The organism is Streptomyces sp. GbtcB7 (assembly GCF_019091445.1).
Taxonomy (GTDB): Bacteria; Actinomycetota; Actinomycetes; order Streptomycetales; family Streptomycetaceae; genus Streptomyces; species Streptomyces mirabilis.
The window spans coordinates 1-16,595 of sequence record NZ_JAGXJM010000015.1; the positions used below are offsets into that span (position 1 = coordinate 1).

General features: G+C 70.4%; 10 protein-coding genes. 8 read left to right on the plus strand and 2 right to left on the minus strand.

Annotated elements, in window-relative coordinates; genetic code table 11:
• The first annotated feature begins 272 nt into the window (after positions 1-272).
• The 5 genes from KVT44_RS24200 (at position 273) to KVT44_RS24220 (ending at position 7,084) form a co-directional block, all read left to right on the plus strand.
• A complete protein-coding gene (locus tag KVT44_RS24200) occupies positions 273-1,574 on the plus strand; it encodes an extracellular solute-binding protein (RefSeq protein ID WP_217568480.1) in 1,302 nt (433 codons plus the stop codon).
• 74 nt (positions 1,575-1,648) lie between these two features.
• Positions 1,649-2,500 carry a carbohydrate ABC transporter permease gene (locus KVT44_RS24205; protein ID WP_099925105.1) on the plus strand — a complete coding sequence of 284 codons (852 nt, stop codon included), beginning with the start codon at positions 1,649-1,651 and terminating at the stop codon, positions 2,498-2,500.
• Positions 2,497-3,426: a carbohydrate ABC transporter permease gene (locus KVT44_RS24210; protein WP_308314081.1), complete on the plus strand. Its 930-nt coding sequence runs from the start codon at positions 2,497-2,499 to the stop codon at positions 3,424-3,426. The genes KVT44_RS24205 and KVT44_RS24210 overlap by 4 nt, the downstream gene beginning before the upstream one ends.
• A gap of 115 nt (positions 3,427-3,541) precedes the next feature.
• Complete coding sequence (locus KVT44_RS24215; protein ID WP_217568482.1) at positions 3,542-5,908, plus strand: glycoside hydrolase family 3 N-terminal domain-containing protein; 2,367 nt, start codon at positions 3,542-3,544, stop codon at positions 5,906-5,908.
• 132 nt (positions 5,909-6,040) lie between these two features.
• Positions 6,041-7,084, plus strand: a complete 1,044-nt coding sequence (locus KVT44_RS24220; protein WP_217568484.1) for a LacI family DNA-binding transcriptional regulator — start codon at positions 6,041-6,043, stop codon at positions 7,082-7,084.
• Between the two features lie 43 nt (positions 7,085-7,127).
• Here KVT44_RS24220 and KVT44_RS24225 read toward each other — a convergent pair whose 3' ends face one another.
• Both KVT44_RS24225 and KVT44_RS24230 read right to left on the minus strand, forming a co-directional pair.
• The gene (locus KVT44_RS24225) at positions 7,128-9,194 is read right to left on the minus strand and encodes an RICIN domain-containing protein (protein ID WP_308314096.1); all 2,067 of its coding nucleotides are present in this window, start codon (positions 9,192-9,194) and stop codon (positions 7,128-7,130) included.
• Between the two features lie 382 nt (positions 9,195-9,576).
• Positions 9,577-10,290, minus strand: a complete 714-nt coding sequence (locus tag KVT44_RS24230) for an SDR family NAD(P)-dependent oxidoreductase (RefSeq protein WP_217568486.1) — start codon at positions 10,288-10,290, stop codon at positions 9,577-9,579.
• 530 nt (positions 10,291-10,820) lie between these two features.
• On the opposite strand from KVT44_RS24230, the gene KVT44_RS24235 reads away from it, so the two are divergent.
• The 3 genes from KVT44_RS24235 (at position 10,821) to KVT44_RS24245 (ending at position 16,537) form a co-directional block, all read left to right on the plus strand.
• Entirely contained in the window at positions 10,821-13,685 is a 2,865-nt protein-coding gene (locus KVT44_RS24235; protein WP_217568488.1) for a SpoIIE family protein phosphatase, read from the plus strand.
• 198 nt (positions 13,686-13,883) lie between these two features.
• A complete protein-coding gene (locus tag KVT44_RS24240) occupies positions 13,884-15,431 on the plus strand; it encodes a sugar ABC transporter ATP-binding protein (protein ID WP_217568794.1) in 1,548 nt (515 codons plus the stop codon).
• Positions 15,428-16,537, plus strand: coding sequence for an ABC transporter permease (locus KVT44_RS24245; protein ID WP_217568490.1), 1,110 nt, complete (start codon positions 15,428-15,430; stop codon positions 16,535-16,537). The genes KVT44_RS24240 and KVT44_RS24245 overlap by 4 nt, the downstream gene beginning before the upstream one ends.
• Positions 16,538-16,595 lie beyond the last annotated feature (58 nt).

Genomic DNA, 16,595 nt, shown 5'->3' on the forward strand with positions numbered 1-16,595 from the left:
CGCGGCCCCCGACGCGGGGGGGCGGGACAGGGGGCCGGGCGGGGCCCCCCCCGCGGGAGGGGCACCGCGCCCCCCCTGTTCCCCCGGGGGGGGGTCCGCGTCACGAAAGTCTTTCGTAACCGAGGCATTTCCCCTCCTTGTCCCGGGTGTGAAGGACATGTCAGTCTCCCGATCCAGCAGGCAGGCCGCCTCGGCGGGACATCCGAAAGCCTTTCGTAATGCTTTCCGATCTGCCTGACGCACCCACGGCGTGCAGAGAGATGAGGCAGAACATGCGCGGATTCCGGAACATCAGAGCCCGGCGCGTCGTCGCGTCCGCCGTCACCGTCGCGGCGGCCTTCGGCCTCGCCGCGTGCGGGACTTCGGGACCGTCCACGACGACGTCGGCGAAGGGCCTGACGATGTGGGCGCTGAACGACCAGACGATCCTCAAGGAGTCCGTCGACGCCTACAACAAGGACCACCCCGACGAGAAGATCACGCTGCGGCTGTACGCGAACGACGACTACAAGCAGAAGCTGCGGGTGGCCTTCGGCGCGAACCAGGCGCCGGACATCTTCTTCAACTGGGGCGGTGGAGCACTGGACGACTACGTCAAGGCGGGCAAGGTCGACGCGCTGACGGCGGCACAGGTGAAGACGGACCGGTTCACGCCGAGCGTGATGCAGAGCGCCACCTTCGACGGCAAGGTCTACGGCGTTCCCGCCAACGGCCTCGCCCCGGTCGTCCTCTACTACAACAAGAAGGTGCTCAAGAGCGCGGGCGCGGAACCGCCGAAGACGTACGACGAGCTCATGACGGCCGTGGGGAAGCTGAAGGGCGACGGAGTGATTCCGATGTCCCTCGCGGCGAACTCCAAGTGGCCCACGCTGATGTACCTGGAGTACCTGCTCGACCGCACGGGCGGGTCTCGGGCGTTCTCGAAGATCGCTTCCGGTGACGCCACTGCGTGGACGGATCCGACGGTCACCAAGGCCAATCAGTACCTCCAGGACCTGGCCAAGGCCGGCGCGTTCGGGAACAACGCCTCCTCCGTGAACTACGACCAGGGCGCCTCCACGGCCCTGCTCTACACCGGCAAGGCGGGCATGGAGGTGATGGGCACCTGGGAGTACGCCAACCTCGTCAAGGCCGCACCGGACTTCGTCAAGAAGGACCTGGGCTATGTCGCCTTCCCGGCGCTGACCGGAGGCGCGGGCAACGCGAAGAGCATCGTCGGCAACCCCTCGAACTTCCTGTCGCTGAACGCGTCGAGCGGGCACAAGTCCGCGGCCATCGCCTACCTGAAGAACTACGTCCTCGACGACTCCCAGATCGACGCCTACCTCGCGGCAGGCAGCGTGCCGCCGGTCAACGGTCTGGAGTCGAAGCTGGCGGCGACGAAGTCGTCCGACAAGGCGTGGCTGACGTTCGTCTACGACCTGGTGCAGAACGCCCCGAGCTTCCAGCTCTCCTGGGACCAGGCCCTGCCCTCGGACCAGGCCGACCCGCTCCTGACCAACGTCGACAAGTCGTTCCTGCGGCAGATCAAGCCCGAGCAGTTCGGCGCGAACATGAGCAAGGCGGGCTCGTAGTGGCCACCACGCTCCGCACCCCCCGTACGACCCGTACGACCGGCCGTGGGGGGCGCCGCTTCAGTGGCGCTCTCATGGCGGCCCCCGCCCTGATCCTCTTCGGTCTGTTCGGTCTGGTCCCCCTCGTGGGCGTGGTGGCGCTCGGCTTCGCCCGCTGGGACGGCCTGGGCTCCATCGGCTGGGCCGGCGGCGCCAACTGGAGTTCCGTCCTGACGGACGGTGCCACCTGGCAGGCGCTGTGGCTCACCGTCAAGGTGATGGTGATCAGCTGGCTGGTCCAGACACCGCTGGCTCTCGCCCTCGGCGTCTTCCAGGCGCCGCACGGGCGCCTGCGCTCCCTCTTCGCGGTGCTCTGGTTCCTGCCCCTGCTGCTGTCCGCCGTGGCGATCGGACTGACCTGGCAGGCCCTGCTCGACCCCTCGTTCGGCATCGGTGCCACGCCCGGACTGCACTGGCTGGCAAGGCCGTTGCTGGGCTCGCCGGACCTGGCGCTGTATACGGTGATCTTCGTGATCGCCTGGCAGTTCGTGCCGTTCCACGCGCTGCTCTACCAGGCCGGGATACGGCAGATCCCGACCGCGCTGTACGAGGCCGCCGCGATCGACGGCGCCGGTCCCGCGACCCGGTTCCTGCGTATCACGCTGCCGCAGTTGAAGTACACGATGGTCACGTCCAGCACGCTCATGCTGGTGGGCTCGCTGACGTACTTCGACCTGATCTTCGTGCTGTCCGGCGGCACCGGCGGTCCCGGCACCGCCACCCGCGTGCTGCCGCTGGCCATGTACATCACGGGTTTCCAGGCGCACGACATGGGTCGGGCCAGCGCGGTCGCCACTCTGCTGGTGGCGTTCGGCCTCGGTCTGTCGCTGCTGACCACCCGCCTGTCCGGGTTCACCCGGATGGACAGCCAACAGGAGGGCCTGTGAGCACCACCCTGACACGGACGCGCGCAGGTGTCGGCCAGGACGACGGGGCGGACGCCGCCGGGCGTCCGGTGACGGCGCGGCGGGCCCCCTGGCCGCACCGGGCGGCGACGACCCTGCGCCGTGCCGTCACCGGCGGCGCCGCGCTGCTGTGGACGGCGCTGGTCGTCGTGCCCGTCTACTGGCTCGTCGTGACCAGCCTGCGCAGCGGTACGGACTTCACCACCGCGAGTCCGCTGGCCCCGCCCGGCCACCCCACCCTGGCGAACTACCGAACCGTCCTGGACGGCGACTTCGCGACCTATCTGCTCAACAGCGCCGTCGTCACAGTGGCGACGGTCGTGTTCACCGTCGTCGCGGCCCTGATGGCGGCGTTCGCGATCGTCCGCAACTCCGGCAGCCGCTGGTCGCGGGTGACGTTCCGGCTGTTCCTGCTGGGCCTGGCGATCCCGTTGCAGGCGGTCATCATCCCGGTGTACCTGCTGATCATCCGGATGCGGTTGTACGACAGCCTGGCGGCGATCGTGCTGCCGTCGGTGGCGTTCGCGCTGCCCATCACCGTGATGATCCTGGTGAGCTTCCTGCGGGACGTGCCCCGTTCCCTGTTCGAGGCGATGGTCGTCGACGGCGCGGGGGACTGGCGCATGCTTGTCTCGCTCGCGGCGCCGCTGGCACGCCCGGCGCTGGTGACGGTCGCCGTGTACGACGGCCTCCAGGTCTGGAACGGCTTCCTCTTCCCGCTGATCCTCACCCAGAGCGGCGACAAGGCGGTGCTGCCGCTCGCCCTGACGCTCTACCGGGGCCAGTTCGGCATCGACGTTCCGGCGACCATGGCCGCGGTGGTGCTCTCCACGCTGCCCATGTTCGTGGTGTTCGTGCTCGCGCGGCGCCAGCTCGTCGCCGGCCTCACCGCCGGATTCTCCAAGTAGCGGGCCCTCGCCCGCCTCACCACCTTCGTCTCAGCAACGCGTCCCGCGACGGCGGCCGGGTTGGCATGCCCGGCCGCCGCGACGCGTTCCCCCGTACCTCCCCGAGGAGTCGTGAATGACGACCACCATGCCGGACCACGGCGGCCTCCCGCACCCGGGAGACAGCACCGGGCCCGATCGCCCCTGGACCGACCCCGCACTGCCGGTCGACGAGCGCGTCGAGACCCTGCTCGCCCGGCTCACCCTGCCCGAGAAGGTCGCGCAACTGAGCAGCACCTGGGAGGACATCGAGGCCGACGGCCCCGAAGTCGCCCCGGGCAGCAACCACTTCGGCCGGGTCGGTGACCTCGACGAGACCGCCCGGCACGGCTTGGGCCAGCTCACCCGCCCCTACGGCACCCTCCCCCGGCCCGCGTTGGAACACGCCCGGCTGCTGGCCGGGCACCAGCAACAGGTCATGAACCAGAGCCGGTTCGGCATCCCGGCCATGGCGCACGACGAGTGCCTGACCGGCTTCACCGCCTACGGCGCCACGATCTACCCGACCTCCCTGGGCATGGCGGCCACCTTCGACCCCGCCCTGATCCGCCGGGTCGGCGAGGCCATCGGCTCCGACATGGCCGAGGCCGGCATCCACCAGGGTCTGGCCCCCGTCGTCGACGTGATCCGCGACTACCGCTGGGGCCGCTGCGAGGAGACCTTCGGTGAGGACCCGTACCTCGTCGGCGAGATGGCCGAGGCCTATGTCCTGGGCGTGCAGAGCGCGGGGGTGGTCGCCACCCTCAAACACTTCGCGGGGTACTCCGCCTCGATGGGCGGCCGCAACCATGCCCCCGCTCAGCTCGGCCGCCGGGAGCTGTTCGACGTCATCCTGCCGCCCTTCGAACGGCTCGTCGCCGCGGGTGTGGGGTCGGTCATGAACTCGTACGCCGAGATCGACGGCGAGGCCCCCGCCGCGAGCGAGTGGCTGCTGACGTCCGTGCTCCGCGACCAGTGGGGCTTCGAGGGCACCGTCGTCTCCGACTACTGGTCGCTGCCGTTCCTGGTGAACGCGCACCGGGTGGCGGCCGACCTGCCCGCGGCCGGGGCGCTCGCCCTGCGGGCCGGGATGGATGTCGAACTGCCCGACCAGCGCGGCTTCGGCGAGGCGCTGGTGAGCGCCGTGGAGAAGGGGCAGGTGGCCGAGAGCGCGGTCGACCGAGCGGTACGCCGGGTGCTGCGGCAGAAGATCGAGCTGGGGCTGCTCGACCCCGACTGGGACCCGCGCCCGCCCGCCCTGCGCGCGGGCGCACTTGACCTGGACAAGGCGGAGCACCGGCAACTCGCCCACACCGTGGCCCGGTCGAGCGCCGTGCTACTGACGAACGACGGCGTCCTACCTCTCCCCCCGGCCGGCCGGATCGCTCTGATCGGCCCGTGCGCCGACGACGTCCGCACCATGTTCGGCTGCTACAGCTTCCCCAACCACGTCCTCGCCGACCGCGACGACCTCGGCAACGGGGTGGAGGCCGTGTCCCTGCGCGCCGCGCTCGCCACCGAACTGTCGGGTGTGGACTGGCAGTTCGCCCAGGGCTGCCCGATCCGCGACGAGGACCGCACCGGCATCCCGGCCGCCGTCGAGGCCTGCTCCACCGCCGACGTGACGGTCCTGGTCGTCGGGGACAAGGCCGGCATGTTCGGCGTCGGCACCTCCGGCGAAGGCTGCGACGTCGAGGATCTTCGACTGCCGGGCGTACAGGAGGAGTTGGTGGAGGCGGTCCTCGCGACCAACAGGCCGGTCGTCCTGGTGGTCAGCAGTGGACGCCCCTACGCCGTGGGCCGGTTCGCCACTGACGCCGCCGCGATGGTGCAGGTCTTCCTGCCCGGCGAGGAGGGCGGCCGGGCGGTGGCCGAACTCCTCGCCGGCACGGGGAACTTCAGCGGGAAACTGCCAGTACAGCTCCCCATGTCCCCTGGCGGTCAGCCCCACACCTACCTCCACCCGCCGCTGGGCGACCGGCAGAGCTGGCTGTCCAACCTCGATCCGACCCCCGCGTTCCCCTTCGGGCACGGCCTTTCGTACACCACCTTCGAGATCGACGAGATGGCCGTCGACCGCGAACAGGTGCCTACAGACGGGGAGTTCACCGTCTCCGCGCAGGTACGGAACACAGGTGACCTACCCGGCGCCGAGACGGTCCAGCTCTACGCCGTCGACCCGGTCGCCCAGGTCACCCGGCCGGTTCGCGCACTGCTGGCCTTCGCCAAGGTCGACCTCGCCCCCGGCGAGAGCGCCACCGTCCGCTTCGCCGTGCACACCGACCGGCTGGCCTTCACCGGCCTGGCGGGGCACCGCGTCGTCGAGCCCGGCGAGATCCTGCTGTACGCGGGATCGTCGAGTCTGGACACCCCGGCGCGGGGCACGGTCCGGCTCGTCGGCGAGGAACGGGACGCGACGGTCGTACGACACCACACCGTGCGGGTGACCGTCGAGCGGGCGTAGCCGGGCAGGCACGGCAGCGGCGGCACCGGTCTTGCCCCTGGGCACACGGTCCCGTTAGCTTGCGGCGGAGGTTCTGACCAGGGATTCGATGCGTTTTCGGCGCATCGGTGTCGGCAATGGGGCGGGCATCGGGTGGCAGCTCAGGGCAAGGCTCAACTGGAGACGCAGTACGGGCTGCTGACGGGCATCGCCGCCGAGGCGGGGGTGTCCCTCAGCACCGTGTCCAAGGTCGTGCACCGGCGCCGTGACGTCGGTGCGGCGACCCGGGCCCGCGTGGAGGAGTTGCTGGCGCGCAACGGGTACGTCCGCCCGTGGGAGCCGGAGCCCGCCCGACCCCGGCAGATCATCGCGGTGTTCCGGGACATGTCCGGGCCCTACACACTGGAAGTCGCCCGCGGAATCGTGGACGCGGCCGGCGAACTCGGTATCAACGTGGTGACCGGGACGACGAGTCGGCGGCCCATCTCACGGTGGCTGGAGGAGTGCGTGGCGCTCGGTGCAGCCGGGCTGATCATCGTGATCTCGATGCTGGCCGAGGAGGACCAGCGCCGCATCGTCGAGCAGCGCCTCCCGGTGGTGCTGATCGACCCGCTCAGCGCGCCGTCCCTGGACATCCCGAGCATCGGGGTGACCAACTGGAACGGCGCCAGGGACGCGATGCAGCACCTCCTCGGACTCGGGCACACCCGGATCGGCATGGTCGCGGGCCGCTCGCACTCCCTGGCCGGGGCGGCTCGCCTGCACGGCTACCGAGCGGCCCTGGAGGAAGCGGGGATCGGCTACGACCCGTCGATCGTCCGCTCCACCGACTTCGACTACGACGAGGCGCTGACCGCCAGCCTCCAGATCCTCCGCTCCGCCGAGCCGCCCACGGCCGTCTTCGCGGCCAGCGACGCGCAGGCCCTCGGCGTGCTGGAGGCCGCCCGCCAGGAGGGGTTCGGCGTACCGGACGATCTGGCCGTCATGTCCTTCGACGACACCCTGGTCGCGGCCATGGCCTGTCCGCCCCTGAGCGCGGTGCGCCAGCCGTTCGAGGAACTGGGGCACGAGGCGACTCGGGTCCTCATGCAGCTCGCCGAGGGCCGACCGCCGGTGTCCCCGCGGATCGAGCTGGCGACGGAGCTGGTACTGCGGACGTCGACGTCCGTTCCCCGACACGCGGACAAGTCCCGCTGACAGCCGTTCGGGCGGGGTGCGGCACGCACCCCGCCCGAATCGGCTATCCCCGGCTCCACCTCTGGGTGGCGTTGCCGAGGGCCGTCCAGAGTTCCACGGGCGAGCCGTTGGCCGTCCCCCAGTTGGTGACGTCGATGGCGAGACCGTTGGAGCGGTTGACGACGGAACCGTCCAGTCGGAACCACCACTTCTGGCTGGACTTCCCGTTGCAGGCCCACAGGATGAGCTTGGTACCCGCGGTGGTGCCGTCACCGTTCGCGGCGAGGCAGTTGCCGGAGACGCGGAGTTCGCCGGCCGTGGTCTGGGTGATGGTCTGGTTGGCGTTGCCCGAGCAGTCGTAGATCTGGACCTGGACGCCCGTCTGGCCGTTCGGGACGTCGAGGCAGCGGCCGGAGTTGGCGCCCTTCAGGGTGAAGGCCGCGTCCGTGGGCAGGGGATCCTGGACCAACTGCCAGTCCTGTGAGCCGTCGTCGGCCGACGCCGCCACGGTGACGGAGCCGCCCGCGGTCGCTCCGCTCATGTACAGGCTGGTGTTCTTGACCGAACGGAGCTTGTAGTACCCGCTGGTCGACGACGAGACCAGGGTCCACTGCTTGTCGGTGGCTCCGTCGTCGACCCACTGGGCCAGCTTCTGCCCGGCCGTCGCGCTGCCGGTCCAGATGGCGACCGAGCGGCCGCCGGTCTTGTTGAGCAGGGTCACGTTGGCGCCCTTCGCCGTGAGATGCCAGCGCTGCGCGTCGTCCGAGGCGTTCCGGGCCTTGAGGACGAGGTCGGGGACGTTTCCGGTGAGGTTCGCGTCCTGCGTCTTCCCGGTGTCGGGGCTGAGGACCTGACCGGTCAGACGGTTGACGAGGGTGTCGTAGGTACCGTCGGACCGGCCGAGGTCGACCTCGGCATAGTGCACGGGCCCGACGCTTCCGCCGCTCCAGGATGCCTGGAGGACGAGGACGCGTCCCGTGCCCGTCACGTACTGGAGATTGCGGCTGTATCCGGCAGCGATCGGTGTCTGGTACTCCTTCCAGGACCCGTTGCTGAGACCGGACTCGTTCACCCAGACGCTGCCGCTGCCCGACGCGTTGTAGACGATCCGTCCGTCCGGCATCGGGAGGAGCACCGGGCTGCCGCCCGTGGACAGCGTGTGTCCGCCGGTGGGCACGGGCAGGTTGGTGATCGGGGCGTCGGCGGCTGCGTAGAACTTCAGGGGATCGTCCGCGATCTTGTATCGGACGTTCGTTCCGCCACCCCAGTACTCGTAGGTGAGGAGCCATTTGCCGTCGGTGGTCGGGGCGATCGTCGTCATGCCCGGGCGGCCGCCGCCGATCTCCGTCTTGCCGTTGCCGCGGTCCACGGTGGAACCCGGGACGTCGACGACCGGTCCGCTCCAGGAGGTGCTGCTGCCGTCCCAGGTTCTGTGCACGAGGACCTGGCCGCCCGAGTCCGGCGCGGTGTCGTTGTCCGGGTCGAGGACCGGCACGCCGGTGCCGGCGTCGTAGCCGAGGTAGTCGTTCTCGTCCGAGTAGTAGGCGACGAGTTGGCCGTTCCGGGCGACGAGGTGCGGCTCCCAGACCGGGTCGACCTGCGCGTGGGTGTTGGCGGTCGAGACGCGCCCGAGGCTTCCCGCGCTGCCGCCCTGCCAGCCGCCGGTGGCGATGATGTTGACGATGTTCCAGGTCGCGCCGTCGTCGGTGCTGGAGTACAGCGCGAGCGCCACGTCCTTGCGGTCGCCGTCACTGGACGGCGTCCAACTGGAATTGGCGGCCTTCTGCTCTTCGTAGTAATAGTCGTCCCCCGAGACCACGCTCGCGAGAAGCAGTGTGCCGGCGCTCAGGTTTCCGACATTCTGCGGGAGCACATAGAGATACGGGTTCGTCCAATTGCTCGTGTACTTCGCGTACTTGGCGTCACTCGACAGGTAGGCCGGTGCTTTGACATCGGCCAGCTTCTGCCACGTCGTCCCCTCGTCGTCGCTCTTGTAGACGGGCATCGTCTGGCCCACCGGGGCGGTCTGATCGTTCTCGAACGCCGCCACGATCCGGCCGCTCGGAAGCTGGGCCGACTTCGGGTACAGAACGCAGGGGTTCTTGTTGCACGCGGCGGGGTTGTCCGCCACATACAGGTTCGACGGGCTCGGCTGATATGCCGACGCGCTCACCGCGGAGGCGATGCCGAACGCCAGGCCGACGCCGACGGCTGTCGCCGACGCGAGAGCCTTCCGTACCAACTTCTTTATCAATGCAATTCCCCTGGAAGGATCGACACGAAGTCCCTGTCGAGAACAGCCGATTGACGGAGTGTGAGGCCGACAGCCCCGATTGCTCACGGATGCACATTCCACTCAATGAGGCGTGAGCCGGATGGAGACAGTATTGGGACGCGACGCCGCTGTGTCACCGGCACGTTTCCGAAAGTATTTCGCGAACCGGCCGTCACCGGTTGTTGACGTGGCGGCAATCGACGGCACACGTGCCGGCAGGGGCCCGGCACACCGCCGCTCAGCGCCCCGCGCTCTGGCCCCCGTCGACGTGCAGGATCTCTCCGGTGACGAACGAGGCGCTCTCGAGGTACAGGACCGCGTCGACCACCTCGTCGATCTCGCCCACCCGGCCGATCGGCTGCAACGCGGCGAGAGCCTCGTACTCCGCGGTCGGGTGCATCGGGGTGCGGACGGTGCCGAGCGCGACGGTGTTGACCCGGATGCCGCGGGACGCGTACTCGATCGCCAGCGCCTTGGTGACCGCGTTCAGCCCACCTTTGGTCAGCGAAGCGAGCGCTGCGGGCACCCGCGAGTCGGCGTGGTCGACCAGGGTGGTCGAGATGTTCACCAGGTGGCCCCCACCGGCCCGGGAGAGCATGGCGGCCACGGCGCTGCGGGAGACCTCGAAGAAGCCGCGCAGATTCACCCCGGCCACAGCGTCGTAGTCCTCGTCGCTGTATTCGGTGAACGGCTTGGCGATGAAGATTCCGGCGTTGTTGATCAGCGTGTCGATCCGGCCGAACCGCTCGAGAGCCGCCTCGACGAGGCGAGCGCCGACGCCCCGCTCGGTCACATCGGCCCGCACGGCCAGTGTCTCGGGGTCGCTGAAATCGCCGATGGAGCGGGAGATCGCCACGACCCCGTAGCCGAGCTCGCGGTAGGCGGTGACAAGGGCGGCGCCGATGCCTTGCGAAGCGCCGGTGATGAGGGCGACCTTCTGCACGGTGTTCACGATGCGAGGAGCACCTCCTTCATCGCGCCGGCGGCGCCGGCGAGGCCGAGAGTTGGGGTGGTTGCCCGTCGCCGTCGGCGTCTGTGAGCCGGCCGTCCGCGACAGCGGGCGGTGAGACGGCGAACGCCGCCGCGCTCAGCAGCGTGGCGACGGTTCCGCGTATTCGATGTCGTCGAGGCCGTGACGCAGGGAGGGACGGCGTCATAGCTGCTCACCTTCGGAGGACGGCGGGATGTACGCCAGCCTTCCCCGGCTGCGCCGCACGCGCGCTCACGGAAAAGCAGACGAGTGATGTGCCTGGCCCACTCGGGTGCCGTCGGCGTGTAGGACACGGCGTCCAGATCCTCGGTGTCCTGGCCCACGACGGACACCATCCCGTCCACGCCTGCGGTACAACCCCGCACGGTCATCGCGCGGGCGAGTCCCCATAAACCATTACCCATATCCCCAATAACCGTATTCTCGGTATTCTTGTGCATAGCAGGTGATTTTCGACGAATGGACTGTCGAAGACGCGAGTGAGGCGAAGCGTGGTTCTGTCCGGCGGGGAACCGATGCCGACGGGGCACGCGACAGGCGGCACAGGGCCTGCCCGTTCCCGTGAGCGGTTTCTTCAGGGTGAGCCCGTCGAGGTGGGCGTGCGCACATCGATCCTGAGTTCGTGGCAGCGCAGCCGCTCCCTCGGCCTCTCGCCGGAGCAGGCCGACCTGCCCTTCCGGGATGACTTCGACCGGGATGCCCGGATCGTCCGTGCGGCCGTCCCCGTGCTCGACCGGCTGCAGGCCATGTTCGCCGGCAGCAAGATGAACATCTCCGTAGCCGATGCGAGCGGGACGGTCCTTCTGCGCCGTTTCGGAGAGGCGTCGCTGGCCAGGAGTCTTCCGGCGTTTCAGCGCGTTCCGGGATTCGTGTTCGCCGAGCGGGTCGCGGGTACCAACGGCATCGGTCTCGCACTGGCGGAGCGGCAACTCATCCGGGTTCACGGTGCCGAGCACTTCGCCGAGCGCTCCCAGCGAAGCGCCTGCCGCGCGCTTCCCGTACGCGATCCGCTCAGCGGTCGTATCGAGGGCGTCCTGTGCTTCGGCTATCCGAGCAGCACCGAAGACCCGGGGTTGGCGATCACGATACGCAAGGCGGCCCAGGCCATCGAGCGACGGCTGCTGGGGCAGAGTTCCGCGCGTGAGCGCGCTCTGTTGCGGGCGTACCTGGACACCGGAGCCGCGGCCTCCGTCGGCCTTCACCACACCGTCGGCGTGGACGAACTGGCCCTCGAACTGCATCCCGGCGACCGGGCGGTCCTCACGGAGAAGGCCGCCGAGCTGATCTCCCGCGGGCAGCGGGCCGCTGTCGTCGTGTCCCTGTTCGACGGTCGGCGGGTCACTCTCGTGAGCCGTCCGATGAGAAGTGGCTCAGGGGTGGAAGGCGTTGCCATCGAGGCCGTCCTGCCCGGCCCCGCACCGCGAGAGCCCCTCGCCGTCCCGACCCGGATCGACGTACCGCCGGGCTTCTCCAGCCGGCTCGCCGTGGTCACTGCCGTCCGGCCGCCCCGGTTGGTTCCGGCCGCGGCGGCCGCCGGGCGTCGGCCCGTCGCCGCGTTGTCCAGGCACCTTCCCGACATCGCCTACGGCCCGTTCGGCACCGTCGGCAGGGGTGGCGTGGCGGACGATCATCCCGACGCCTCGCCCCGGACAAGAAGGCTCGTGATGGTGGGGGAACCGCGCGTGGGGACGTACGCCCTGGCCGCGCGCCGCCGCCTGGAGCTGCTGTCCGAGGCCAGCGCCCGCATAGGTACCACCCTGGACGTGCGCCGTACCGCCCAGGAACTCGCCGAGACGGCGGTGCCACGACTGGCCGACTTCGTCACCATCGACCTGCCCGAGGCCGTACTGCGTGGCGAGGAGTCCGCCGACCCCCGCACCGACCTGCACCGCACGGTGGTGCACGGGATCCGCGACGACCTTCCGTTCAGCCCGGTCGGCAAGCAGGTCGACTTCGGCCCGACCACGCCCCAGATGCGCTGTCTGACCAGCGGGCAGGCAGTACTGGAACCGGATCTGAAGGCCGCCGCGGGCTGGCTCGCCCAGGACCCCGAGCACACCGAACAGCTGCTCACCCAGGTCCACTCCCTCATCGCGGTCCCCTTGGTCGCCCGCGGCGTGATCCTGGGCATCGCCAGCTTCTACCGTGCGCAGGACCCCGCCCCCTTCGGTGACGACGACCGCTCGCTGGGCCTGGAACTCGCCAGCCGTGCCGCCCTGTCCATCGACAACGCCCGGCGCTACACGCGCGAACGCACCATGGTCCTGACCCTCCAGCGCAGCCTGTTGCCGCACGATCTGCCCGACCAGGACGCCGTGGAGATCGCTCATCGCTATCTGCCCGCCGAATCCGACGTCGGCGGAGACTGGTACGACGTCATCCCTCTCTCCGGCACCCGTATCGGCCTCTTCGTCGGGGACGTCGTCGGCCACGGCATGCTCTCCGCCGCCACCATGGGCCAGCTGCGCACCGCCGCGCGCAGCTTCGCCGAACTCGACTTCCCCCCGGACGAAGTCCTCACCCACCTCGACAACCTCGTGGGACGCCTGGACCGGGAGGAACCCGCCGCCGCCGGTGTCGGTGTCATCGGTGCGACCTGCCTGTACGCCATCTACGACCCGACCTCGCAGCAGTGCACCATGGCCCGGGCCGGCCACCCTCCGCCCGCGCTGGTGCGGCCCGACGGCACGGTGTCGTTCCCCGACCTGCCCGCCGGGCCCCCTCTCGGCCTGGGCGGCCTGCCCTTCGAATCCGCCGAGATCCACCTCCCCGAGGGCAGCCGGCTGCTCCTCTACACAGACGGACTCATCGAGGACCGGCACCGCGACGTCGACGTGATCCTCGATCAGCTGCGCGGCGCCCTGGCCCACCCCGAGCACACACCGGAGCAGACCTGTCAGACGGTCCTGGAAACCGTCGCGCCCGCCCACCCCTGCGACGACATCGCCCTGCTCGTCGCCCGCACCCACGCGCTGGACCCTCACCGGATCGCCGCCTGGGACCTGCCCGCCGATCCGGCCCGGGTCAGTGAAGTCCGCGCCGCCGCCCTGCGGCAACTGGCCGACTGGGGACTCGACGAGGCCGCGTTCGCCGCCGAGCTGATGCTCAGCGAGCTGGTGACCAACGCCATCCGCCACGGTGCCGGGCCCATCCGGGTACGGCTGCTCCACGCCCGCACCCTGATCTGCGAGGTTTCCGACTCCAGCAACACCGCCCCGCACCTGCGCCGGGCGGCCAGCACCGACGAGGGCGGCCGTGGCCTGTTCCTCGTGGCGCAGCTGGCACAGAGCTGGGGTACGCGCTATCTGCCCGAGGGCAAGGTCATCTGGGCCGAATGCGAGCTCGACGCCGCCTGAAGGACCGCGCCCGCGGTCCAGCGGACACGACCGTGGACAGGGGAGAGGCGAGCGCGGGACACGCGGATCGCCCGGGCGGCCCACTGACCCGCTGGAGTCACAGCAGCAGGCAGGATGTCTGAAATACTCAGATTCGCCCCACTGATGACGGCGATGAAGGTCGGGAAGAACTCGCCAGACGACCCCTCGGAGGTGTCCGTGCACGACGCTCCCGACACTTCCCCGAAGGACGTCCCGCCCTTGGGGGCGACGCCGCTGGTCCGCATCCGCGGGCTCGGCAAGCGGTTCGGCGGGACCCTCGCACTGGCCGGGGTCGACCTCGATGTCCACGCCGGCAGCGTCCTCGCCCTTCTGGGGCCAAACGGTGCCGGAAAGTCCACGCTCATCAAGGTGCTCGCCGGTGTCCACCAGGCCGATGCCGGACAGATCGCGGTGGACGGGCACCCGCTCGGAAGTCGTGCCGCCTCCCGCAGCATGTCCTTCATCCACCAGGACCTCGGTCTCGTGGAGTGGATGACGGTCGCCGAGAGCATCGCCCTGAGCATCGGCTATCCCCGACGCGCCGGCCTGATTTCCTGGAGGCGGACCCGGGAGCGCTGCGCCGACGCCCTGAAAATCGTCGCCGGACATCTCGACCCCGACGCGCCGATCGCCCGCCTCTCCCCCGCCGAGCGCTCGCTGGTCGCCATTTCCCGTGCCCTGGCGGCACACGCGAAGCTCATCGTCCTGGACGAGCCCACCGCCCGACTCCCCGCCGCGGACTGCGCCCGGCTCTTCCGCGTGCTCCACGCCCTGCGCGACCAGGGGCACGGCATTCTCTACGTCAGCCACCGGCTGGACGAGGTGTACAAGGTCGCCGACACCTTCGCCGTGCTGCGCGACGGCCACCTCGTCAGCCACGGCCCCCTGGCGGGCCGTGGCCCCGCCCGTCTGGTGCACGACATCGTCGGCGAGGAACTGGCCGGCTACCGGCCCGCCACGGTTCCGGCCGACGGACCGGCCGTCCTGACCCTCGACGACGTACGGACCGCCGGCGCGGGACCCGTCAGCCTGGACCTCGAGCCCGGGGAAGTCCTGGGCCTGGTCGGACTCTCGGGCGCCGGGCACATGGACCTGGGCCGAGCCCTCGCCGGCTCCCGGGCCGTCCTCAACGGGCGCGTCCTGCTCGGCGGTCAGCCGTACAGCCCGCGCACGGTCGCCGACGCCGTCCGCCTCGGGGTGGGCTTCGTGAGCGGCGACAGACAACGGGAGGGCTGCGCCGCCGAGCTGACGGTACGCGAGAACCTCCTGGCCAACCCCGCCGCGGGCGGCCTGTCGGCGCTGAGCTGGATCAGCCCCCGCCGCGAACGTGCCGAGGCAGCCGGCTTGATCGAACGGCTCTCGGTGCGGCCCCAGGACAGCGAGGCCCCCCTCGCCACCCTGTCCGGCGGAAACCAGCAGAAGGTCGTGATCGGCCGGTGGCTCCGGGTCGGCCTGCGCCTGCTGATCCTCGAGGAGCCGACCGCGAGCGTGGACATCGGCGCAAAGGCCGCGGTCTACCGCCTGCTCGACGACGGGCTGGCCGCCGGCCTCGCGGTCCTGCTGATCTCCACCGACTTCGAGGAGGTCGCGGGCGTGTGCCGACGCGCCCTGGTCTTCGTCCGCGGGTCCGTGACGACCGAGCTGAGCGGTCCGGACCTCACCGTCGCCGGGCTCACCCGGGCGGCGTCGGCCATGCCCCTCTCCGGAACCGCGACCCACCCATGACGGACTCCTCCCCACCCCGACCCCGGCCGCAGCGACCGAGGCCGCTGCGCCACCTCGGCCGACCGGGCGGGCACCTCGTCGGCAGGTACGGCCTCCTGGCGCTCACCGCCTTGCTCTTCCTGATCTTCTCCCTCGCCCTGCCGCGCACCTTCCCCACGCTGGACACCGTCGACGCGATCCTGTCCACCCAGTCGATCCCGGCCGTCCTCGCGCTCGCCGCCATGGTGCCCATCGTGACGGGCAGGTTCGACCTCTCCCTCGGCTACGGCCTCGGCCTGGCGCACGTCATGGTGATGCAACTCGTCGTCAACAACGGCTGGCCCTGGCCACCCGCCTGCCTCGCGGTGATCCTGGGTGGGGCGGTCGTGGGCATCCTCAACGGTGTCATCGTCGAGTTCGGCCGGATCAACTCCTTCATCGCCACGCTCGGGACCGGCAGCATGCTGTACGCCGTGACCGGCTGGGTCACCGACGGTGGTCGGATCGTCCCCGGCCCGCAGGGCCTCCCCATCGCCTTCACCGACCTCTACGACTCGATGTTCCTCGGCCTTCCCGTCCCCGCCTTCTACGTGCTCGGTCTCGCCGTCGTGCTCTGGCTGGTGCTGGAACGGCTGCCGCTCGGCCGCTACCTGTACGTCATCGGCGCGAACCGGCGCGCCGCCGACCTCATCGGCATCCCGACGCGCAGGTACTCCGTCTACGCGTTCACCGCGTCGGGACTGATCGTCGGCTTCGCCGGCGTCCTGCTCGCGGCCCAGCAGCAGATCGGCAACCCCAGCGTCGGCCTCGACTATCTGCTCCCCGCCTTCGCCGCCGCCCTCCTCGGCTCCACCGCGATCAGACCCGGCCGCCTCAACGCCATGGGCACCGTCGTCGCCGTCGCCGTCCTGGCCGTCGGCCTCACGGGCATCGGTCAGATGGGCGCGGGCTTCTGGACGATTCCGCTGTTCTACGGCGGCACCCTGCTCGTGGCCGTCGGTCTGTCCGGCTACTCCGCCCGCCGCCTTCGCACCGGTGCCGCGGCGGCCCGCGACTCGCCCGACGCGCCGCCTCCGCCACCCTCCTCCCCGACGCGGGACGGTGGTGCGGCGGGCACCGCTCCATGACCCGCGCCACGGGTACCACCTGTGTGTTCTCGGCCGCATCGTCCCGCCCCTTCCTCCG